At 49.8% G+C, this 22,183-nt stretch carries 22 protein-coding genes; 11 read left to right on the top strand and 11 right to left on the bottom strand.

Annotated elements, in window-relative coordinates:
• Positions 1-33: 33 nt before the first annotated feature.
• Positions 34-1,425 carry a sodium:proton antiporter gene (locus BW972_RS02105; RefSeq protein WP_076420768.1) on the bottom strand — a complete coding sequence of 464 codons (1,392 nt, stop codon included), beginning with the start codon at positions 1,423-1,425 and terminating at the stop codon, positions 34-36.
• A gap of 264 nt (positions 1,426-1,689) precedes the next feature.
• On the opposite strand from BW972_RS02105, the gene BW972_RS02100 reads away from it, so the two are divergent.
• Entirely contained in the window at positions 1,690-2,304 is a 615-nt protein-coding gene (locus BW972_RS02100; RefSeq protein WP_007652137.1) for a NifU family protein, read from the top strand.
• 312 nt (positions 2,305-2,616) lie between these two features.
• Here the strand turns inward: BW972_RS02100 and secDF are convergent, their stop codons facing one another.
• From secDF to BW972_RS02065, 7 genes are all read right to left on the bottom strand, one after another.
• Positions 2,617-5,637: a protein translocase subunit SecDF gene (gene secDF, locus BW972_RS02095; RefSeq protein ID WP_076420765.1), complete on the bottom strand. Its 3,021-nt coding sequence runs from the start codon at positions 5,635-5,637 to the stop codon at positions 2,617-2,619.
• A 170-nt stretch (positions 5,638-5,807) separates the two neighbouring features.
• The gene (locus tag BW972_RS02090) at positions 5,808-6,179 is read right to left on the bottom strand and encodes an RNA methyltransferase (protein ID WP_234986270.1); all 372 of its coding nucleotides are present in this window, start codon (positions 6,177-6,179) and stop codon (positions 5,808-5,810) included.
• Positions 6,180-6,222: 43 nt separating this feature from the next.
• On the bottom strand, positions 6,223-6,915 hold the full coding sequence (locus BW972_RS02085) for a potassium channel family protein (RefSeq protein WP_007652125.1): 693 nt from the start codon (positions 6,913-6,915) through the stop codon (positions 6,223-6,225).
• Positions 6,915-7,532, bottom strand: a complete 618-nt coding sequence (udk, locus tag BW972_RS02080) for a uridine kinase (RefSeq protein ID WP_076420763.1) — start codon at positions 7,530-7,532, stop codon at positions 6,915-6,917. The genes BW972_RS02085 and udk overlap by 1 nt, the downstream gene beginning before the upstream one ends.
• Before the next feature lie 85 nt (positions 7,533-7,617).
• Positions 7,618-8,196, bottom strand: coding sequence for a non-canonical purine NTP diphosphatase (locus BW972_RS02075; protein WP_007652121.1), 579 nt, complete (start codon positions 8,194-8,196; stop codon positions 7,618-7,620).
• A 100-nt stretch (positions 8,197-8,296) separates the two neighbouring features.
• Positions 8,297-8,635 (bottom strand): hypothetical protein, encoded by a 339-nt coding sequence (locus tag BW972_RS02070; protein WP_007652119.1) that lies wholly within the window; start codon positions 8,633-8,635, stop codon positions 8,297-8,299.
• A gap of 50 nt (positions 8,636-8,685) precedes the next feature.
• Complete coding sequence (locus BW972_RS02065) at positions 8,686-9,195, bottom strand: phosphoribosyltransferase family protein (RefSeq protein WP_007652117.1); 510 nt, start codon at positions 9,193-9,195, stop codon at positions 8,686-8,688.
• Positions 9,196-9,372: 177 nt separating this feature from the next.
• On the opposite strand from BW972_RS02065, the gene BW972_RS02060 reads away from it, so the two are divergent.
• The 5 genes from BW972_RS02060 to hemC all read left to right on the top strand — a co-directional run bounded on the left by BW972_RS02060 (position 9,373) and on the right by hemC (position 13,707).
• Positions 9,373-9,618: a type B 50S ribosomal protein L31 gene (locus BW972_RS02060; RefSeq protein WP_076420761.1), complete on the top strand. Its 246-nt coding sequence runs from the start codon at positions 9,373-9,375 to the stop codon at positions 9,616-9,618.
• Between the two features lie 143 nt (positions 9,619-9,761).
• A complete protein-coding gene (locus tag BW972_RS02055; RefSeq protein WP_076420759.1) occupies positions 9,762-10,202 on the top strand; it encodes a hypothetical protein in 441 nt (146 codons plus the stop codon).
• A gap of 69 nt (positions 10,203-10,271) precedes the next feature.
• Complete coding sequence (locus tag BW972_RS02050; protein ID WP_007652111.1) at positions 10,272-11,477, top strand: GlmU family protein; 1,206 nt, start codon at positions 10,272-10,274, stop codon at positions 11,475-11,477.
• A gap of 139 nt (positions 11,478-11,616) precedes the next feature.
• Positions 11,617-12,744, top strand: a complete 1,128-nt coding sequence (locus BW972_RS02045) for a DNA polymerase III subunit (RefSeq protein WP_076420757.1) — start codon at positions 11,617-11,619, stop codon at positions 12,742-12,744.
• Positions 12,745-12,753: 9 nt separating this feature from the next.
• Positions 12,754-13,707 carry a hydroxymethylbilane synthase gene (gene hemC, locus BW972_RS02040; protein WP_007652109.1) on the top strand — a complete coding sequence of 318 codons (954 nt, stop codon included), beginning with the start codon at positions 12,754-12,756 and terminating at the stop codon, positions 13,705-13,707.
• Between the two features lie 100 nt (positions 13,708-13,807).
• On the opposite strand, the gene BW972_RS02035 is transcribed toward hemC, so the two are convergent.
• Positions 13,808-15,373 (bottom strand): alanine/glycine:cation symporter family protein, encoded by a 1,566-nt coding sequence (locus tag BW972_RS02035; protein ID WP_083674051.1) that lies wholly within the window; start codon positions 15,371-15,373, stop codon positions 13,808-13,810.
• Positions 15,374-15,667: 294 nt separating this feature from the next.
• Between BW972_RS02035 and BW972_RS02030 the strand changes: the two genes are divergently transcribed.
• From BW972_RS02030 to BW972_RS02015, 5 genes are all read left to right on the top strand, one after another.
• On the top strand, positions 15,668-16,309 hold the full coding sequence (locus BW972_RS02030; RefSeq protein WP_083674050.1) for a peptidylprolyl isomerase: 642 nt from the start codon (positions 15,668-15,670) through the stop codon (positions 16,307-16,309).
• A 319-nt stretch (positions 16,310-16,628) separates the two neighbouring features.
• Positions 16,629-17,537: an SDR family oxidoreductase gene (locus tag BW972_RS02025; RefSeq protein WP_076421460.1), complete on the top strand. Its 909-nt coding sequence runs from the start codon at positions 16,629-16,631 to the stop codon at positions 17,535-17,537.
• 122 nt (positions 17,538-17,659) lie between these two features.
• A complete protein-coding gene (locus BW972_RS02020; RefSeq protein WP_007660080.1) occupies positions 17,660-19,315 on the top strand; it encodes a sodium-dependent transporter in 1,656 nt (551 codons plus the stop codon).
• A 6-nt stretch (positions 19,316-19,321) separates the two neighbouring features.
• The gene (locus BW972_RS19940; protein ID WP_192811708.1) at positions 19,322-19,483 is read left to right on the top strand and encodes a hypothetical protein; all 162 of its coding nucleotides are present in this window, start codon (positions 19,322-19,324) and stop codon (positions 19,481-19,483) included.
• A 7-nt stretch (positions 19,484-19,490) separates the two neighbouring features.
• On the top strand, positions 19,491-20,450 hold the full coding sequence (locus BW972_RS02015) for a ComEA family DNA-binding protein (protein ID WP_076420751.1): 960 nt from the start codon (positions 19,491-19,493) through the stop codon (positions 20,448-20,450).
• 12 nt (positions 20,451-20,462) lie between these two features.
• Here BW972_RS02015 and BW972_RS02010 read toward each other — a convergent pair whose 3' ends face one another.
• Positions 20,463-20,945 (bottom strand): NUDIX hydrolase, encoded by a 483-nt coding sequence (locus BW972_RS02010; RefSeq protein WP_234986269.1) that lies wholly within the window; start codon positions 20,943-20,945, stop codon positions 20,463-20,465.
• Positions 20,946-20,969: 24 nt separating this feature from the next.
• Positions 20,970-22,061: an alpha/beta hydrolase family protein gene (locus tag BW972_RS02005; protein WP_076420748.1), complete on the bottom strand. Its 1,092-nt coding sequence runs from the start codon at positions 22,059-22,061 to the stop codon at positions 20,970-20,972.
• Positions 22,062-22,183: the final 122 nt, after the last annotated feature.

The following is a 22,183-nucleotide window of genomic DNA, read 5'->3' as shown; positions in this document are numbered from 1 at the left end:
AGCGGCTCTTATATTATAGCTATACCTTACGGTTTAGAACAGTCTCAGGTGTACTACCAGGAACCAAACCAGCAGGAAGATCGGAAGCAGGAATGGAATAGAGTAACGCAGGATGTAAGCGAAGAATGATGGCATTTTCACACCGGCACTTTCCGCAATCGCTTTTACCATGAAGTTTGGTCCGTTACCAATGTAAGTGAAGGCACCAAAAAGTACGGCTGCTAACGAGATGGCTTCGAGCTGGATGAGTGTCTCCATACCTGCGGCAGAAGTACCGGCAGCAAACTGCCTAACATCCTCTACATTGTTCTGAGCCAGGTCAAACTTGGCCATAGCCAGTGAAAGGAAGTTGGCATAAGTTGGGGCATTATCCAGGAAGCCAGAAAGTGAGCCCGTTGCCCAGTACAGGAAGTTTGGTGTGATGAAGTTAGCATAAGCAGGCGAAGAGGCTATCTCGGCAGACAGCTGCAGGGCCGGCATCATGGTAAAGAAGATACCGAAGAACAGGAACACTACTTCCAGAATAGGATGGAAGTTGAACTGGTTACCTGCCAGGGCTTCTTTGCTTGAGAAACGGAAGCACATGAAGGCAGCTGATAGCTGGATTATCTCACGGATGTAAGAGAACTTATTGCCGTCGTAGTAGATGTGTGGCAGAGCATCGATCACGTTTGGGTCCAGGAATACGGCACCGATAATGATGGCCAGCCAGAACAGGTTACGACGACCAGTGAAGCTGAATTCTGTTTTGCCTGTGCTTGGCTCTGGGTTGTCAAGGTGAGCTACGATTTCATCGCCTTTGTTGCGGCTATCCACAAAATAAAACAGTGTACAAAGCAGAATAATAGAGATTACCCACGGAATGAAAAGGTGCTGCAGTGTCCAGAAGAACGGTACGCCTTTGATGAAGCCGATGAACAGCGGCGGATCACCAAGCGGCGTCAAAAGACCACCCGCGTTACTCACAATAAAGATAAAAAATACGATCTGGTAAGGCTTGAGTCGATGCGCGTTGAGGCGCATAAACGGACGAATCAGAAGCAGGGAAGCTCCTGTGGTACCAATGAAGTTAGCTAAAACAGCACCTACAGCTACCAGTGCCACATTTATAAGTGGCGTTGCTTTGGCGTTCACGTTCAGGTATATACCGCCAGCCGCAATGTAGAGGGAGCTAAGCAGTACAGCGAATGTAAAGTACGCAGCCAGGGTATGGGCAGGCATATGCACATCACCTAGCACAAACAGGTAGTAAGCCAACACAGTCAGACCAAGTGTAACGGCTATTTTCTTATAGTTGTGTTCCCAAAAGTGCCCGAAAAAGATAGGACCACTTGCAATAAGTCCGATCAGGAGCAGAAACGGGATGATCAGGAAACCAGGAATAGCATGCTGCGCTTGCGCCAGCAGAATGTAGTTGTAAAGCATGTTAAACGTGCTATGTGTTTAGTCGGGACAAAAATTTAACTGCGTCACAAAGTTACATTTTCTGGGCTAAATAGCTAACCAAATTGTTGTATAGACACCATAAATCAGGCACTATTTGTGCTCTGAATAATTGAAATGTACAAGTATGAGGGCCATTTTTCAGTTGTCGCTGAGTTAGGCAGTATTATCACTTGTCAGAATAATTGAGTAATTTTGGAAACTTTAAGGCGCAGGCCTAAGTTTTAACATAAAACGCTGATATCCATGTTAGATAATAAAGAAAAGACAGTTTCGGTATACGCCGAAGCTAACCCGAATCCCGAGTCCATGAAGTTTGTGATGAACGTAGGCCTTCTGCCAGACGGCCAGAGCGTGGATTATCCTAACTTAGAGAGCGCTGCTGATTCACCTTTGGCACAAGAGCTCTTTAATTTTGATTATGTGTCGCGTGTATTCATCGCCAGCAACTTCGTGACAGTAACCAAAGCTGCTAATATCGAATGGGTGAAGCTTATACCTGAGCTGCGCACCTTCCTGAAGTCGTATGTAGAGGCAGGTGGCCCGATCTTCGTCGAAGGCTTCCAGGCAAACAAGCCAGCCACAAGCACTGAATCAAACGGTGAAGTGTCTGCTGATGATGCTGCCATTGCGAAGAAAGTAACTGACCTGCTGGAAAACTACGTACGTCCGGCTGTAGAGCAGGATGGTGGTAACATCTCCTTCAAGTCCTACAAAGACGGTGTGGTAACTGTACACCTGCAAGGTTCTTGCAGCGGCTGTCCATCGGCTACCGTTACACTGAAGGCTGGTATCGAGAACCTGCTTAAGCGCATGGTTCCTGAAGTACAGGAAGTAGTAGCTGACGGTGTGACTGTCTAAGTTGTCATTATAGACACTGTAGATTAACAAAAGAGCCAGCTCTCACCAGAGCTGGCTCTTTTGTTTTTAGGTATAGTATACCCAATGCCACCAACTAAAGCAATACCGCTCCTAACCTGTCATCTCGACAGAGTGTAGAGATCTGGATTATTTTGAAGCAATGCCCCAACTCCAGATTTCTCACTAGCGTTCGAAATGACAGAGTAAAGCTTAAGTTGATGGCATTGGTGCCATACTTCTCTATATCTATGAACAAAAAAACTCCCGCCCCTTTGCAGAGGCGGGAGTTTCTATTTATGTGCTGAGCTTAACTTAAGCTACTTTAGCAGATACTGCTGGTGTTACTTTCTCTTTTACTGTATCCACCACGATTGGAGTCGCGATGAACAGGGAAGAGTAGGTGCCGGCCAGTACACCGACGATCATAGCGAACGAGAAGCCTCTCAGTACTTCACCACCGAAGATGAAGAGGATTACCACCACTACAAACAGGGTAAGTGAGGTGATGATCGTACGGCTGAATGTGCTGATCAGGGCTGGGTTTACGATGTCACGCAGCGGCTTATTCGGGTTGTCGTGCATGTACTCACGCACACGGTCAAAGATTACCACGGTATCGTTAATGGAGAAACCGATGATCGTCAGTACCGCTGCAATGAACACCTGGTCCATTTCGTAAGATACACCGAACAGGTCGAATATAGAGAACACAGCAATGATCATCAGGGCGTCGTGCAGCAAAGCTACCACACCACCCAGCGAGAACTGCCACTTGCTGAAGCGCAGCATCACGTAGATGAAGATACCTACCAGCGCCAGCAATACGGCCACTAAGGCTGTCTTCTGGATATCGTCGGCCATAGTAGCGCCTACTTTAGACTGGCTCAGGATCTCTGGGTTTTGGTTACTATACTGCTCCAGACCCTGCATCAAAGCAGCTTTCACACGTTCGTCCGCCTGAATGCTTTCGTCATCGGCCAACCAGCTGGTTGTAATCTTCACACGGTTAGAAGCACCGAATGTCTTCACTTCTGTACCAGCAGACTCAAAGTCGTCCAACAGGGCCGAACGAACATCAGGGGCTGCGATGGCCTGATCGAAGTTCACTACATAAGAGCGACCGCCTTTGAAGTCAACACCCAGGTTAGGGCCACCGTTGATGTACATGGCCACGAAACCAAACACAATCACAGCAAGTGAGAAGGCGTAGGCTGGCTTTCTGAACTTCATTACGTCGAACTTCACGTTGCGGAACATGTTAGCTGAAAGAGAAGTACCGAATGACAGTTTGCCGCTCTTCTTGAAAACACGCTCTACCAGTATTCTTGAAATAAACACAGATGTAAAGAATGAAGTCACGATACCGATCATCAGGGTGATGGCAAAGCCTTTCACTGGACCAGAACCGAAGAAGTACAGGATAAAACCTACGATAAAGGTTGTAACGTTCGCATCCAAGATAGTCGAGAATGCCTTGTCGTAACCTTTGTTGATCACTTCACGCATGCTCAGTCCTTTGAGTGACTCTTCACGCATACGCTCAAATATCAGTACGTTCGCATCCACGGCCATACCCAGTGTCAGTACGATACCGGCGATACCTGGCAAGGTAAGTGCTGCACCAAACTGAGCTAATACGCCCAGGATGAAGAACACGTTGAATAACAGGGCGAGGTCAGCAATGAAACCACCGCGGCTGTAGTAAGCGATCATGAAGATCACCACCATGATCAGACCAGCAACCGTAGAGATCAGACCCTGGTTAATGGCTTCCTGACCCAATGAAGGACCTACAATCGCTTCTTCCACGATACGGGTAGGAGCTGGCATTTTACCAGCCTTCAGGATGTTGGCAAGGTCTTTTGCTTCTTCAATAGTAAAGTTACCTGTGATAGATGAGTTACCACCTGTAATCTCGCCCTGCACTACTGGCGCAGAGTATACATAGTTGTCAAGCACGATCGCCACCTGACGGCCAACGTTGTCGCCTGTCAGTTTAGCCCAACGCTTGCTTCCAGCAGGTGTCATGGTCATGTTAATCTCCGGACGACCGTTCTGGTCGAAGTCCTGACGGGCATCGTTCACGGCATCACCTGTCATAGGTGCTTTTCCGTCGCGGCCTTTCTTCACAGCGTAGAACTCTACAAACTCCTGACGGTTGTCACCCACAAGTGGCTTCACGCCCCACAGGAACTTCATGTTAGGAGGGAAGATAGAACGAACATCAGGTCTGTTGAAGATTTCGTTGATTTTGGCAGTGTCGCGCACATTAGCACCGATACCACCTGGCATCATCGTGAACAGACGGCCCATTACACCCATTTGCTCTTCCTGAAGTGATTGAAGTGCATCAGCAGAGTCAGTCTGTGCAGCAGAAGCAAGGGCTGTTGTGTCGCCAGCAGCAGCGGCGGCAGTGTCGTTAGAAGTAGCGGCAGCCTGTGCCAGTACGTCGTCAGCAGCAGCATCCTGTACGGTAGCTGGCGTAGTAGCGTTAGCGGCGGCAGACTGGGTAGCAGTACGGCCTAAGTTCAAGCGACCAGCTTTCTCTTCAGCGTTCAGGTGGTCACTCAGCTGTGTGAAATAAGGAGAAACCTCTTCAGGCGTCCATACTTCCCAGAACTCCAAATTTGCCATACCCTGCAGGAGCTTGCGCACACGGTCAGGGTTGTCGATGCCTGGCAATTCGATCTGGATACGACCGCTGTTACCCAGGCGCTGGATGTTTGGCTGGCTTACACCGAATTTGTCCACACGCGTACGCAGGATGTTGAATGAACGCTCAATGGCATCTTCTACTTCCGTATCAATCGCATTGATTACATCAGCGTTGCTGGACTCGTAGCTGATCTTGCCACGGTTGGCTGTGTTAGAGAAAATGCGGCTCAAACGACCGTCTGGCTCAATCTCTCTGAAAGCCTCAGCGAACAGGGAAGTGAACTTCTCCTGGCTGTTGCGTTGCATTTCCTGTGCACGGGCAAGGGCTTTGAGGAAGTTAGGGTCTTTGCTGTTGCCAGACATCGACTTGATGATCTCAATAGGAGACACTTCCAAAACCACGTGCATACCGCCACGAAGGTCAAGGCCAAGGCCCAGTTCGTTTTCTTTTACCTCCTGGTAGGTATACTCAGCACCAAGGAAGTTGTAAACTGGCTCTCTCCACACCGAGTCAAGGTATGACTGCTGGCGGGCGTGGTCTACGTTGCCTTGTGCGTCTGTGGCATAGGCCTCAGCGTCTTTCTGCACACTGCGGGCAACGAACGAGAATGACAGGTAGTACAGGCAGAGCGCCGATACTATCAAAGTCATAACGATAATAAAATTCTTATTCCGCATGGGTTGGTTGATAAATAAAGTATAGTTGAAATAATGGTAATGCTCTGTAAATCACAGCGGTGCTATCTTGTAATAACCAATAAATACTGTGAAGCTGTTCCGCTATACCTGAGAAAATGGTATGCGCAACGGGTCAGGACCATAGGAGGGCCTGTGGGGAAAGAAATCGCTTAAGGAGCGTTGGGTTGAATGGAAATAGGGAAGAAGCGGGCAACGAAGCCAACTCCGGGTGCTCTGGCCGCATAAGCAGGCAGTACTTCATCCGTAGGTGTAGCAAAGGCAGGGATGGGAGTTGGCTCCAGCACATCCTGCTCCAGGTTGAGCACCACAAAGGAGGTAGTACCCTCCAGCATGACCTTTTGCTTGATAACCGTTTTTTCCTGTGGGGCCGTCGCCAGTTGGGAAGCCGATTTGACAGGAGTGCCTTGCGCCGTGTAGGTATACGCCACCACCTCCTGCCCATTGAGCATAAGCGCCCAAAGCAGGGTTACGGTCATCAAAAGATGACGGAAGTGCGGCAATATGTTGGCTGCGTTTGGCATATAGAAAGCAAATGTAAAAGCTTTCGATGAAAAATAAAACCTGTTAGCGGTTTATATCAATAAATCGTTTGATATCGTGCTTCTTCCCGATAAGAATCAGAATGTCAGAAGGATAGATAATGGTGTCAGCTTTCGGAACACCAATAATGTGCTCCACCTGTGTCGGTTTGCCGTCCTGAATCTCCTCAAAAAAGCGCTTGATCGTGATCATGTTGAGGTTATACTTCTCACGCAGCGATATCTTCGCCAGGCTTTTGTTAGCAATGCCACGCGGGGTGTTGATCTCCACGATCTCATAGTTGTCGGGCAGCGGCAGGAAGGTGCGGATGTTCGGCTGCAGCAGGCGCTCGGCCACTGTTTTGCCTACTTCTCCCTCCGGCGACAGGATCTCCTGCACACCCATTTTCTCCAGAATGCGGCGCTGCTGCTTGTTCGAAGCACGGGTGATTACTCGCTTGATGTTCAACTCCTGCAAGTTGGCTGTCGTGATCAGCAAGGCTTCGAAGTCTTCACCAATGGCTACAATGGCGGCGTCCATGTCCTGCACGTTCTGCGCTTCGAGGGCACGGATGTCGGTTGCGTCGAGGGCTACGGCATAGGCCACTTCGTCCTTGATGGCTTCCACGTGGTCTTCGTCGTTGTCGATGGCAAGCACCTCCGCGCCGCGCTCAGCGAGTGTGCGGGCAATGGAGTTACCGAAGATACCGAGGCCGATTACTACGAACTTGTGTCGCATTATTTTATCCTGGAGTTAAGGTATGTGGTCAGCACCTCCAGCCCGCGGTCGAAGTTCTCGTTGTTCGGGATGATGATGTCTGCGTCGTTTTTGTAAGGCTTGATATACTTCTCGTAAGTAGGCGCCACATGGTGGGTATAGCGATACAGCACATCGTCCAGATCGTAGCCGCGCTCCACTTTGTCGCGCACGATGCGGCGCTGCAGTTTGATGTACTCTTTGGCATCGATGTATACTTTCAGGTCGAGCAGTTTGGCGATTTCCTCGAAGTAGAATACGAAAATACCCTCTACTACCACGATCGGAGCTGGCTTGAACTCCAGCATTTTCGGCACTACATTAGGGTTGTTGTAGGTATACTCTTTGCGGAAAACGCTCTCGCCCTGACTTAGCTTCAGGATGTCCTGTGCATAAGCGTCGTCGTCGATGCAGGAGGGGAGGTCGAAGTTGACCACCCCGTTGAGGTCGCGGGTCTGGTGCTCGCGGTCTTTGTAATAGTTGTCCTGAGAGATAAGACAAATGTTCTCAGGAGAGAAAGAAGCAAGTAGTCTATTCAAAAAAGTGGTTTTCCCTGAAGCACTACCTCCTGTAATTCCGACGATGAATGGCTTTTGCATTGGAAGTTATGGTATCAGGCTACAAAATTAGTCTTTTAAGGCCAATGTGGCTACAGCCTGTGCTAATTATTTTACCTCCCCAACGCTATTGTGCTTTCAAAAATTCCACGAGCTTCCGGATGGCCTCGCCACGATGACTGATGGCATTTTTCTCTTCCGGCGTCATCTCTGCGAAGGTACGGTCATAACCCTCCGGTACAAACACGGGGTCGTAGCCAAAGCCTTTATTCCCTTTCCACTCTGTGGTAATCTGCCCGTTCACGATTCCTTCGAACTGATGCTCCTGCCCATCTAGGTATAGCGTGATCGAGGTGCGGAAGCGGGCCCGGCGTACGTCGTGGCCCTCCAGGTTCTTGAGCAGGTGGCGGATATTGTCGGCGTCGTTGCGCTGGGGACCAGCATAGCGGGCAGAGTATACCCCAGGCTCGCCGCAAATGGCATCTACTTCTAATCCGGTGTCGTCGGCAAAGCAGTTGACTTTATACTTCTCCCACACGTATTGTGCTTTCTGGCGGGAGTTGCCCTCCAGCGTGTCCTGGTCTTCGGCCAGCTCTTCGTGACAGCCTATGTCCTCGAGCGTGAGCAGTTTATACTTGCCTTCGAGCATTTGGCTCACCTCGGCTACTTTGTTTTTATTGTTGGTGGCGAAGCAAAGTTCTTTCATCGATCAGGATTTAAGGATTGGCAGGATTACAGTATGCATCTCCTTTGCCAAGTTGAGTATTACGTGCCGAGATGTTGTAGGATTAGCTTGTAGCCTAAAATCAGTCTTTAGAGGAAGCAGCGACAGTTTGTGAGCGGCGTTCTATGCTTTTCAGCTGGTTATACCTTTTGGTATTTGCGTTCCAATGGTAAGCGTGTATACCCACACCAATGGCGCTGTAAATAAAAAGTCTGACAAGGAAGTCAGAAGAGGTAAAACCATCAGACAGTGCGGCTGTGTCCCAGGCTTTGAGCGCATCCCATGCCTGGAAGAGTTTCGAAAAGACTCCTACCAACACACCCCACAGCAGCCCGCGTGTCAGGATGTAGCGCCATTGACCGTTTTCTTTCGCCTTGGCCCACTTGTTAATGAAACCCATCTCTTCTTTGTTTAGCTGCATAGCGTTAATTTAAGGTTTTCACCTTCTGCCCTAAAGGCTCCGATATGTTTTTAATGCAGGTACGCTGCTATTTCATTTTCCTGGAGCACCACATCCACACGCTCCCGCAGGGTGGTGGCCAGTGAGTAACCGGTATAGGTGGAAGATACCGGGAATAAGGTATGATGACGGTTCACCAGCGTCGCGATCTCCACTTTTTTAGGATTGTGCGGCAGTAGGGCGTTTAAGGTATAGGCCAATGTTTTGCCTGTGTTCAGCACATCGTCCACAATAATCACCACGGCGTTTTCAAGCGCCGTTCCCTCCGGACTGATGGCAACGGGTGTTTGCAGCGGAGCTGTTTTGTCAAGCGTGACCTGCAATAGCGTTACCTTGATAGGCGAAATCTTCTCGAGTTCCTTTGCCAGCATGCCTGCTAGGGTATAGCCGTTACGGTGTATGCCTGCCAGCGCAAGGGTCTGTTCCTCAATGTTCTGCTCGTATACCTCGTAGGCCATGCGGGTTATCTTCTGCTGTATCTGCCCCTGGTCGAGTATCAGGTTTTGCTGTGGGTGTGTCATGTAGGTATCGGTATAAGGTATAGCGCTGTGGCTGAGACAAATTTAAATAAATATCAATAGCCTCCGCACATCAGGTTAATTGAGTAAAATAATTTGGTTAGTAGCGTTTTAATTTCAAAAATACTTATTAAATTTGCAGTCCGATTCAGAAATTAAGGTTAATTAACGTTTATAATAATGAAAAAAGGCATTCACCCAGAATACAGAGAGGTGGTTTTCCAGGATATGACGAGTGATTTCAAATTCATCACGCGTTCTACAATGAACTCTGACGAGAAGATCACAATGGAAGACGGCAAAGAATATCCAGTAATCAAAGTGGAAGTTTCTTCTGCGTCACACCCTTTCTACACTGGTAAAAACATCTTCGTGGATACTGCGGGTCGTGTGGAGCGTTTCAACACACGTTACAAGAAAAAATAAGCAGGCATACCACCTGGTTAAAACGTTTTAAAAGTCTTCTCGGGAAACCGGGAAGACTTTTTTATTTTGACCAGTACAAAGGAGTTGGTCCGGTTTCTGTTATAGCAAAAACTATATATAAACGCTTACTAAACCCCTCGACTATGAAATTTAGCGCTACTTACCTGTGTGGCTTATTGGCACTCCTCGCCTTTAGCTCCTGCGACAAAAACGAAGAAATTGTACCTGAACCGGAGCCGGTAGACAAAACGGTGGTTTTTGAAGTATTTGGCAATCAGGATTTTTCTTACAGCCAGTACGGTGAGGAAGAAATAACTTTCCAGCTGGTCATAAGCCGTAAAGACAAGGAGGCAACTGATGCACTAGAAACTGCTGTGTTCGACAGCACCTTCGTGATGGCGATAAAAGACATACCCGTGCGGGCCAACAGAATGGTAATCAAGAAAACAGTGGCAGCTGTGTTAGACGAGAAGGAGAATGTGTTTGTGGGGAGCGGGTATAACTACCGGCAACAAACCTTTGGCAAGAACCAGTCTTTCCCCGCCAACCAAGTGGAGAAGACTTTTCAACTCATCGTGTATTAACGAAAAGTTTATACCTAATTAAGCGAGTCTTCCTGAACTATTTCGGGAAGACTTTCTATTTTTGTAACTATGAATATCATTCTCTTCGATGAACCTGTTATACGGCAGTCACTATTGCCGCTGACTTTCACAAGGCCAGTGGCCGAGATCCGCGTTGGTATTATGACCATAGCGGAGAAGTGGCAGACCTATGCGGGGGCAACCGTGTCGTATCTGACGCAGACATACCTGCAACATAAGTTTCCGGCGCACTATGACACGCATAATGTCTTTTTGAATGGTGCGGTATGCCCGGATAAAAAGCTGATAGAACAGGTCAAAGCCCTCAAGGTTGGAGAAGGATTGTACTGCGAAGGTATGCTGATTGCGCTGAATGCTGACAACCTGGACCTGCACGACGCTGCCGAACTGGTTATGCATTCCTCTTCCAAAAAGATTGAGTGCATGCCGGAGAGCATCATTCGGGAAGTATGGGAGATTTTTGTGCAGAACGGGAATCAGATCCGCAGCGACTTCAAAGTGTTGACGGAAGGTCGCATCAGCCAGCCTGTTGGTGACAAGTATACCATGGTGTATGGTGAGGAGAATATCTTCATCGAAGAGGGTGTGAAAATCCGTGCGGCCATACTCAATGCGGAAAACGGCCCTATTTACATCGGCAAGAATGCCCAGATACACGAAGGCGCAATCGTTAAAGGCCCGTTTGCTATCTGTGAAGGTAGCAACGTGAATGTTGGCGGTAAGATGCGAGGTGATGTGACCATCGGGCCTTTCTCAAAAGTGGGCGGGGAAGTAGCAGCTTCGGTGATCTTTGGCTATACCAATAAAGGCCATGAAGGCTACCTGGGCAACTCGGTGTTAGGCGAATGGTGCAATCTGGGTGCCGATACGAACACCTCGAACCTGAAGAACAACTACGCTGAGGTGAAGATATGGAGTTACGCCAAAGGCGGCTTCAAGAGTACGGGGCAGCAGTTTTGCGGTCTGATCATGGGCGACCACAGTAAGTGCGGTATCAACACGATGTTCAATACGGGTACAGTAGTAGGTGTGAGTGCTAACATCTTTGGGGCTGGCTATCCGCGCAACTTTATACCTTCCTTTGCCTGGGGAGGCGCCGCCGGCTTCGAAACCTTCCAGCTCCGCAAAGCAAACGAAGTAGCCGAGAAAGTAATGGAGCGTCGTAACCTGGCTTATGACAAAATAGAACAGGATATTATGGCGGATATCTTTGAACAAACCCGCGAATACCGGGTGTGGGATAGGAAAGTATAATTGTTGGTTGTTAATTGCTGATTGTTGTTTTTGTGGATGGGAGTTATAGTTAGTTGATAACGCGACGATCATTCATTTAGGCAAAACAAATCACTGCAGAGCAATTAACGACCAACAACCAACAATTAACGATTACAACGTGCATTTCTCTCAAATAAAAGGACATCAGGAAACGAAGGCTTTGCTCATCAACTCGGTGCGGCAAAACCATGTGGCGCATGCGCAGCTGTTTCTGGGGCAGGAGGGGAGTGCCAATCTGGCTATGGCGCTGGCCTATGCCACTTACATCAACTGCGAAGACCGGCAGGCCGATGATTCATGTGGAACGTGCAACAGCTGCGTGAAGATGAACAAGCTGGTGCACCCCGATTTCAACTTCGTGATGCCCGTGACCAGTACCAAGTCGGTGACCAAAGATGTACTGAGCCAGAAGTTCCTGACCGAGTGGCGTGAGTTTGTGCTGGCCAATCCCTATCAGGGGCTGAACGAGTGGATGCAGCATATTGGCGCCGAGAACAAGCAGGGCAATATCTCTAAGGAGGAAAGCCGCCAGTTAGTGAAACTGGTTTCGCTGAAAGCCTTTGAAGGCGACTACAAGATTGTGCTGATCTGGCTGCCGGAACTGATGCACCCCTTTGCCGCCAATGCGCTGCTCAAGTTGCTCGAGGAGCCGCCGGCAAAGACGCTCTTTCTGTTAGTATCGCAGTCAGCCGAGAAGCTCCTGGCGACTATTACCTCCCGTACCCAGATTGTGCAGGTGCGGGCTTTCACGGAAAATGAGGTCATCTCATACCTGCAGGAGAAGCACGGTCTTGACGACACGGCCGCTTACCAGGTAGCGCAATTGGCTGAAGGTAGCCTAAATGCCGCTACCAAACTCACCAGCCAAGTCAGCAGCGACTATTTCACCTTCTTCACCGACTGGATGCGAAACTGCTACAGTTACAAATTCGACAAGGTAGTGGACTTCAGTGAGGAGTTTCAGAAGCTGGGCCGCGAGAACCAGAAGAACTTTCTGCTTTATGCGCTCAACCTGTTCCGCAAGGTGATGCTCTACGGCGTGGATCCTTCGCTGATCGCTTATCTGCCCTCAAACGAGCTCGATTTCGTACAGAAGTTCTCGAAGCTGATAACACAAAACAATGCTGATAAACTGACGCAGGAACTAAACGAGGCACATTATCACATAGAGCGAAATGCCAATCCGAAAATGGTGTTCGTAGACAGCTCTATCCAGATTGCCCAGTACCTGCGCAACGCTAACTAAGAAGATATCATGGAAAATAATACAGCGATAAAAACTATTAAGATCGGTACACGCGGCAGCAAGCTGGCCCTCTGGCAGGCAAACGCAGTGGCTGACAAACTACAGGCCGCCGGACTCGATACCGAGATTGTGATCATCAGTACCAAAGGTGATCAGATACTTGACAAGTCGCTGGATAAGCTGGGCTCAAAAGGCGTGTTTACCGAAGAACTGGAAGTAGGTCTGCGCGAAGGTAGTATTGAGATCGCCGTGCACAGTGCCAAAGACGTGCAGTCGTCTATACCTGAGGATCTGGAACTGGTAGCCTTTATGGAGCGCGAGCAGGTGAACGATGTGATTTTGTCGTTCAACCCGGATTTCAAACTGGAGCGCGATAGCAAGGTGGTAATTGGCACTTCGTCGACGCGCCGCAAAGCTTTGCTCAGAAAGTACTACCCTAATGTGACCACTGCCGAGTCGCGCGGTAACCTGCAGACTCGTTTGCAGAAACTCAAGGACGGGCAGTTTGATGCACTCATGCTGGCCTATGCCGGTGTGTTCCGCATGGGCTACGACGACCTGATCGTGCATACCTTCCCCGAAAACGAATTTGTGCCTGCTGCTGGTCAGGGAAGCGTGGCCGTGGAGTGCGCCCGCAACCTTGATCCGGAGCTAAAGCAGCAACTGAAGGACGCGCTTGACCATGCAGAAACCCATGTTTGCCTGGTGGCAGAACGCGCTTTCCTGCGCACCATGGAGGGTGGCTGCAGTATACCTTCTTTTGCACTGGCTACCTTAACAGCTGAAGGCAAGGTGAGCATTCAGGGCGGATTGGTAAGTCTGGATGGACAGCAACACCTGTATGATAAGTTTGAGGGCGATCAGGCAGAAGCTGAGTCGCTGGGTGTGAAACTGGCTGAAACGATTCTGGGCCGTGGTGGTGATCAGATATTGAAAGACATCAGAGCTGAAAGAGGAGAATAACCTGGCAAAGAACTATACCTCAATAAAATAAGAACGGGCCGCTTGCTTTTCGCAGGCGGCCCGTTTCTTTTGTGAGTACAGGTTATACCTGTCATCTATACTATACCTCAGCTTCAGCCTTCAAATGTGCCGCTTCCACTGCCTCTGGCGTAAACGGTTGTTTTTTGCTGGAACGAGCATAAGCCAGGAAAGCCTGCATCTCGTTTTTCACGACCGGAGCCAGGATGAACAAGCCTATCAGGTTTGGAATACTCATCGCAAAGAGCATCGCATCAGAGAAGGCTACGACACTATTAAGGTGAATCGGTGCACCCAGTACTACAAAGGCGCAGAACAATACTTTAAAAGAAATATCAGCCGACCTGGTGTGGCCAAACAGATAGGTCCAGGACTTCAGGCCGTAATACGACCAGGTGATCATCGTGGAGAAAGCAAAAAGAATAACGGCAGCAGCCAGAATAAGCGGGAACCAGTCGATTACGGTGGCGAAAGCCGAAGAAGTGAGCGCGATGCCATCGCCTGTGTCCTGGGTATAGGCACCCGTCACAACTATTACAAGGGCCGTCATGGTGCAGACCACTACTGTGTCAATAAAAGGCTCCAGTGAAGCGACGAAACCTTCGGTAACGGGCATATTGGTTTTCACGGCGGAATGCGCGATGGAAGCAGAGCCTATACCTGCCTCGTTCGAGAAAATACCGCGACGCAAGCCCTGTATCATAACGCCAACCACACCGCCGCCAATGGCCGTCGTGGTGAAGGCACCTTCAAAAATAGCCACAAAAGCCGCTGGGATTAAAGTGAAGTTGACCAGCAAAACTATAATAGCAGCCACAATGTAAACGCCGCACATCAACGGAACCACTTTCTCGGTTACCCGGGCTATGCTCTTCATACCTCCCAGAATCACCAAACCTACCAGCACGGCCATAATCAAACCGAACATCCAGGAATTACCACCTCCAAAGAAAGAAGCTTCTGCGCCGCCCGTTACGGATATAAACTGCTGCGTTGCCTGGTTGATCTGGAACATGTTGCCTGCGCCCAGGGCGCCGCCTATGCACATCACTGCAAAAAAAGCAGCCAGAAATTTGCCCAGGCTCGTCATGCCGCGCTCTTGCAGGCCTTTTTTCAGGTAATGCATTGGTCCGCCCGAAACAGTGCCGTCGGCATGCACGTCGCGGTACTTCACACCCAGCGTACACGAAACAAACTTAGTGGACATACCGAAAAGGCCTGCCATGATCATCCAGAAAGTAGCGCCTGGTCCGCCGAGTGATATGGCGATGGCCACACCCGCAATATTGCCCAGGCCTACTGTGCCAGATACGGCAGCTGTCAGCGCCTGGAAGTGGGACACCTCTCCGGGGGCACCGGGCTGGTTATACTTGCCGCGCACAATGTCCAGCGCATACTTAAAGCCTCTGATGTTGACAAAGCCCAGGTATACAGTAAAGAATAGCGCGCCTGCCAGTAACCATACCAGGATAAGGGGTATACCTGTGCCAGCCACTTGTACTTCATAGAAGATGATGTCAGAAATGAACTGCGCAGTAGGAGCTACGGCTGCTTCAATTTTTTCGTCGATAGTGGTGGAGGGAGCCTGTGCCTGCGCACTGCCTGAGGCAGCGAGGCCAAGACCTGTTATGAGTAGTACTTTTTTCATTAAATAAGGGTAGGTAAGTTTAGTCAGCATGCATGAATATAACTTTATTTGACGGAAGTAGGAAATTAACATCTAAATTGCTTCCGCAGGTACAGCATAAAGTTCTTAAAGTGCAAGCTATACCCTGTATACGAAAGGGCCCTCTTCACATGATACTGTGGTTGTGGATTTTATTCTGAAATAGAAGTATTCGTATGAGTGGGCAGAAAATGAGGGCAATGCATGAAAAGGTGCCAAAAAGGCTTAAATTTGAAATTTAGACCTAATTTTAGACGATAAACTTATACCACAAACATGAATCTGTTCAGAAAGATCGCTACTTTCATGATCCTGCTGGCCTTGTTGCCTGGTGCCGTGCTGGCTCAGAAAGCCCCGAAAGGCAAAGACCAACTGGTAACCATCGCTACCCCACATGGCGAAATGAAACTGCTGCTTTACGACGACACGCCCCTGCACAAAGAAAACTTCCTGAAACTTATCCGCGAGGGCTATTACGACGGCACCACCTTCCACAGGGTGATTGACGGCTTTATGATACAGGGGGGCGATCCGAACACCAAAGACGATGACCCGCGCAACGACGGTATGGGCAACCCGGGCTATACCATTCCCGCTGAGATCAAGCCGAAGTACAAACACGTGCGGGGGGCTCTGGCCGCTGCTCGCATGGGCGACCAGGTAAATCCTAAAAAAGAGTCGAGCGGTTCGCAGTTCTACATCGTGGAAAACCACCAGGGCACGCCGCAACTGGATGAAGCTTATACCATTTTTGGGCAGGTGATCGACGGCCTGGATGTGATCGATAAAATAGCTGAGCAAGCTGTAGACGGCCGAAACCGTCCGCTTTCGGATGTGAAAATGACTGTGAAAGTGGAAGACGTGAAAAAGAAGAAGATCGCCCGCAAGTACAACTATACCTATCCGCAGGCAAATTAACTTTCGTTGGAGCTGACTGTCTGTTTTTCATTTAATAGAAAAACGCACAGCAACTGTAGAATCTTAAGCCAAATGGCAGTTTCCTTTAGTAGGAGAGGGCTGATGTATTTTCTCTCAAGAGGAATGTTTTATTCTGAGAAAACAAGCTCCCTTTCCCCGGAGGTTAAGTCTATGCCATTTGCTACCAAGATCCTTTCAGGATGACAAAAGTTAAACGGATTGACTTTGCTCCCAAGTGGACTTAGTTTACAAGCTAATGCTCAACCAAGCAAAGAAGAACTCTACTGAGAATCTTCATCTAAACCAAGAAACCGAAAACATGAAACGAATACTGATTACAGGCTCCAACGGCCTGCTGGGCCAGAAACTGGCTGCTTTACTGTTGCCTCGCACCGATGTAGAACTGCTGGCAACCAGCCGTGGCGATAATAAATTAGCTGAGATTTTCCCGACGCTGTCCTTTGCCTCGATGGATGTGACCAACCCGGTAGAAGTGGAGCGAGTGGTAGCTGAATTCAAACCGACGCACCTGATCCATACCGCCGCCATGACCAATGTGGACCAGTGCGAGACTGACCAGGAGGGTGCCCTCAGGCTTAACCGCGACGCCGTGGCTTTTGTAGTAGAAGCCTGCGAAAAGCACAACGTGCACCTGATCCACCTATCCACAGACTTTATCTTTGACGGCGAAGACGGCCCTTACGATGAGGAAGCTGAGGGCAACCCGATCAGCTTTTATGGCGAGACCAAACTGATGGCCGAGGAGATCGTGAAGAAGGCGAGATGCAAATGGGCAATACTCCGTACCGTGCTGGTGTATGGCGTGGTGCACGACTACGGCCGCACGAACATAGTGCTGTGGGTGCGTGATAGCTTGCGAGCCGGCAAAGTAATCAAAGTAGTGACCGATCAGTTCCGTACCCCAACGCTGGCTGAGGACCTGGCCATGGGCTGTTGGCTTGCGGTAGAGCGCGACGCTGAAGGCGTTTACAACATCTCAGGCAAGGAAATGTATACCCCTTACGACATGGCGATGCTCGTAGCTGACTACTTCGACCTGGACAAATCACTGATCGATAAAGCGGATGGCAGTACCTTTTCGCAGCCTGCCAAGCGACCGCCGCGCACTGGTTTTATCATCACCAAAGCCGAACGTGAACTAGGGTACAGGCCCCATACCTTTGAAGAGGGCATCGCCATGGTCGCAGAACAGGCTGATATGTATTAAAAATATTGAATTTAATATGGTTCAATCAGAACCATTGTTTAAATTGTAAGCTTTAAATCCCTATTATCCGTGCCTTTACACTAAACCAACTAATCTAAACTAACCAACCTTTACCTCTTTTTATGAGTGCTAACAAAGAATCATGGGGCTCCCGGGTGGGTCTAATTCTGGCCATGGCCGGCAACGCGGTGGGCTTGGGAAACTTCCTCCGTTTCCCAGTGCAGGCGGTGCAGAACGGCGGTGGAGCTTTCATCATACCCTATCTGATCTGCTTTCTGGTAATGGGTATTCCGCTTCTCTGGATTGAATGGTCCATGGGCCGCTTCGGTGGTAAGTTCGGTCACCACTCCACACCTTTCATTGTGGACACCATGCACCGCAACCGCCTCTGGAAGTACATCGGGGTATTTGGTATCTGGACAAACATCGCGGTAGCCTCATATTACTGCTACCTGGAGTCCTGGACGCTCTCTTACGTGTTTCACTCTATCGGTGGTACCTTCGCCGGGCTTGATCAGAACGGCGTGTCAGCTTTCTTCAACGAGTATGTGAGCCTGGGAGAGTCTACCTTCGGTATACCTTACGAGCCGATCGTTTTCTTTGTGATCTGCTTACTGCTTAACACCTGGATCCTTTCTCAGGGTCTTGCCAAGGGGGTGGAGCGTGTCGCCAAGATTGGTATGCCTTTGCTGATTCTGTTCGGTATTTTCCTGGCATATAAAGGCTTCACTATCACGGCAGGTGAGAATGGCGCTATCAACGATAGTTCTGTAGGTCTTAACTTCCTGTGGACACCGAACTTCGACGAACTATGGTCGCCAAGTGTATGGCTGGCAGCTGCCGGTCAGATCTTCTTTACCTTGTCGGTAGGTATGGGTACCATACATTGCTACGCTTCTTATGTGCGCTCCAAAGACGATATCGCCCTCAATGCGATGTCTGCCGGTTGGATGAACGAATTTGTGGAAGTGGTGCTGGGTGCTGCTATCCTGATCCCGATCTCTATCGGTTACCTGGGCGTTGACGGCGTGACGGAACTGGTGAACAGCCAGGGTGGTCTTGGGCTTGGTTTCAGAACGCTGCCATACCTGTTCTACCAGTGGGGCGATGTGCTGGGCGCCGTAGCCGGTGTGATGTGGTTCGGCCTCCTGTTCTTTGCCGGTATTACCTCATCGCTTGCCATGGGCACGCCTTGGATCGGCTTCCTGCAGGACGAGTTTAACTGGAGACGCAAGCCAGCTGCCTGGTCATTCGGTCTGATCGTGTTGCTGCTGGGTATGCCAACGGTGCTGTTCTTTAAGTATGGTGTATTCGACGAGTATGATTACTGGGCGGGGACCGTGTCGTTGGTAGTGTTTGCGCTATTTGAATCTATTCTGTTTGCGTGGGTGTTTGGTATGAACAAGGGCTGGCGTGAGATTACCTCCGGTGCCGACATTCAAGTGCCTAACTTCTATAAGTTCATAATCAAGTTTGTGACGCCGTTGCTCTTGCTTTGGGTATTTATAGGCTCGCTTATTACACCAAAAGGCGGTGACTGGGCCGGAGCCTTTGCTAATGGCTGGGAACTGGACGATAGTTCGATCATCAATAAGATCAAGAACTCCAGCCTGAAGCGCCAGCTTGCCGAGGCGACTGATCCGGAAGTGATTCAGCAGTTGCAGGATACGTTGTTCTTTGTGAACGCTTCGCGTACATTGTTAGTAGCTGTATTCCTGAGCATTGCGCTGCTGGTATACATTGCCTACAAAAAAAGAGTTAGAGAAGGAAGAATTTAGGAAACTATGAATACATCTGCACTTGTTGTCATGCTCAGTACCATATTGCTGGTAACTGGCTTAATGTCATACTTCTTTTACCGGGTGCTGAATGCACCTCCAAAGCCGGAGCCCGATTCATATCTCGACAATGATGACGAGATAGAGCGGCAGGCTCCGCGGGCATAAATTAAAGATGAGAAAACTCAAGTACTGGATTCGACGCAACTTTGGCTTCTCGCAGGGTGAGGTAAACGGGTTTCTGGTACTGATAGGGGCAATGGTGCTGCTAACGGCAGCACCATTGCTATTTAAATGGTTTACAAAGCCTGAAACCGGCACCTTTGAAAGTAGCCTATCCGATAAACAGCTGCTTGACAGCCTGGTAGCCCAACTCGAAGCGAAACAGCCCGAACGGAAAGGAGGGAGGGAGATCTACCGGGTGCCGGTAGCGCTGCAGCCTTTTAACCCCAACCATTTAAGCGAGGAGCAATGGCAGGGGCTGGGTATGCCGAATTACATGGCAAAGCGCATCCTCAACTTCCGTAACAAGGTCGGCGATTTCACTTACAAAGCACAGCTTGGCACCATTTACGGCTTGCCCGATTCGGTTTTCCAAAAGCTATACCCTTACATCCAACTGCCCGAAGCCAGACCTGACAGGAATAGCCGCACCCAGGGTATAGCCGGTAGTCCACGGACAGCGCCCAATCCAAACTGGGCCAGTAGCCCACGTCCCCGTGAGCGATTTATCCTGGCGCCTTTCAACATTAATACCGCTGATACCACAGCCCTGAAGCAGATCAAAGGCATAGGTAGCAAACTGTCGGCAAGGATCGTGAAGTACAGGGATGGCCTGGGAGGTTTTCACAGCATGGCGCAGGTGCAGGAGGTGTTTGGGCTACCGCCGACAGCAGTCGATAGCCTGCAAAAGTATACTTTCGTGCCCAAAGCCAACACACTGCAGCAGCTGTCGCTCAATCAGGTTAGTGCTGACCAGCTAAAGGCACACCCGTACATCAGCTCCAATGTGGCGCGGGCGATTGTGGCTTACCGGGAGCAGCATGGTGCTTTCAGGCAGGTAGAGGATATCCGGCAGATCAAGATCGTGACGCAGGAATTGTTTGAAAAGATCAGTCCATACCTGGTGTTGTAGGTATAGCAAAGGTCAGCCATTAAAATTTTCCAACATCCGCTCCGCCTTCTCCAGCGCCTGGCGCTCGCTCTTGAAAGACAACAACTCTTTAGCCGCCTGCAGATCTACCCAGCGGGCTTCGTTCACCTCCCAGTCATGCTGCCCGATGTCGCCAGACTCATAAGCCAACAGGAAGAAATGCACAAACTTGTGAAAACGAACCCGCTGCCCAGCCTTGTTGCCCACATACCAATACTCGATTGTGTCGATCTTCTCAACCAGCGTGGCTGTTATGCCTGTTTCTTCCTGCACCTCACGGACGGAAGTCGTTTCAGGTGTTTCGCCGGGGTCTACTATACCTTTGGGCAGCTGCCAGCGGGCGGGTTTGCCAACCGAGATCAAGGCCACTTCTATACCTGACGGTCCGTGCTGGAACACGACTCCTCCCGATGACACCTGCTCTAGCGTAGGCAGGCCAGGTTTAGCTTGTTCTTCTTTTTTTGAAGCGTCAGACATTGGCTCGATCTATCCACATAATGATCACTGACCAGCCACAGGCTCGGCCGGAGGGGCTGGCATCTTCTTCTGCTGTTCATTCAGCCAAAGCAGACCGGGGTTATAGGCCATGTCGTGCACACCCTCAAACAGGGTTAGCCTGACATTAGCTGACTCCCGCACAAACACAATTTTGGGGTCTTTCGCTCCGAAATATTTGTCGCGGGTGGTAGCGCCTTCCATCCCCTCGGGCAGGGCCTGCTCTTCCAGGATATAGTCAATTTCCTTTTGAGAGATGGTATCGGCCGGATTGGCAAGTATGTTAAAGGCCCTGATGGAATGGTCTGGTGGTACGAGAACATCGACTGTACCATGCGCCAGGAAGATCGGCACCTCCTTGGCATTGTGGATGTAGGTGCTCGGGCTGCGGCGCTTGCATTCTTCGGCGGCTGGCGTGCCAGGTATGGGCTCCCCGCCACAGGCTGTCACCACGTGCCTGTTGTAGTCACGGTGCGGGTAGTTTTGGCTGAAAGCATACCAGTCAACCAGGTCAAACACGGGAACCCAGGCAACCACACCCGCCCATATTTCAGGATGTCTGCCAGCTGCTACCAAAGCAGTCATAGCGCCGCCTGAAGATCCCAGGATATAAATGCGCGATTCGTCAATTTCAGCGTTTGCTTTGGCGTAGTTTACAGCGTCTACCAGGTCCTGAATGGCCAGGTCAGAGGCCATGGCTTCCGGTTTGTCAAACTTGCCACGATAGTTAGGGTGTATAAAGGCCCAGTCATACTCCTTGGACCAAAGCGCAAATGGAATGCTAACTTCCTGCAGGTACTCGCTGCTCCAGCTGTGCAGCATCACCAGCAAAGGGCGAGGGCCAGTTGTTTCTGAGGTATAGAACAACGCCGGCTGCTCGTTACCGTCGAGCGTGGACTTGATCTTGATTTCCTGTATTTCAGGCACCTGCTCTTTCCACTTTTGGATACTCTCGTCCGCAAACTTGGATGGGTATTTTTTGGAGGTGGTGTACTCGTCCATACGAGCTACTTCTTTCTCCATCCGCTCTTTGCGGCAGGCAGACAGCAGCGTGAGGACCAGCCCGAGCAACAGGAGCAGATTTATGGGTTTTCTCATAGTAAATATTGGTGCAAATCGGATGCAAGCTACAGCTTGTGCGTGATACTACAAATGCTGTTCAGGTGAAAATGTTATAAGGAAAGCAGATCACAGAAGCGCAAAATAGCTTAACCGGAATT

The sequence above is a fragment of the Pontibacter lucknowensis genome, assembly GCF_900156415.1.
GTDB lineage: Bacteria > Bacteroidota > Bacteroidia > Cytophagales > Hymenobacteraceae > Pontibacter > Pontibacter lucknowensis.
Note: the sequence above shows the minus strand (reverse complement) of the source record. Positions and strands in the feature narration are given on the sequence as shown.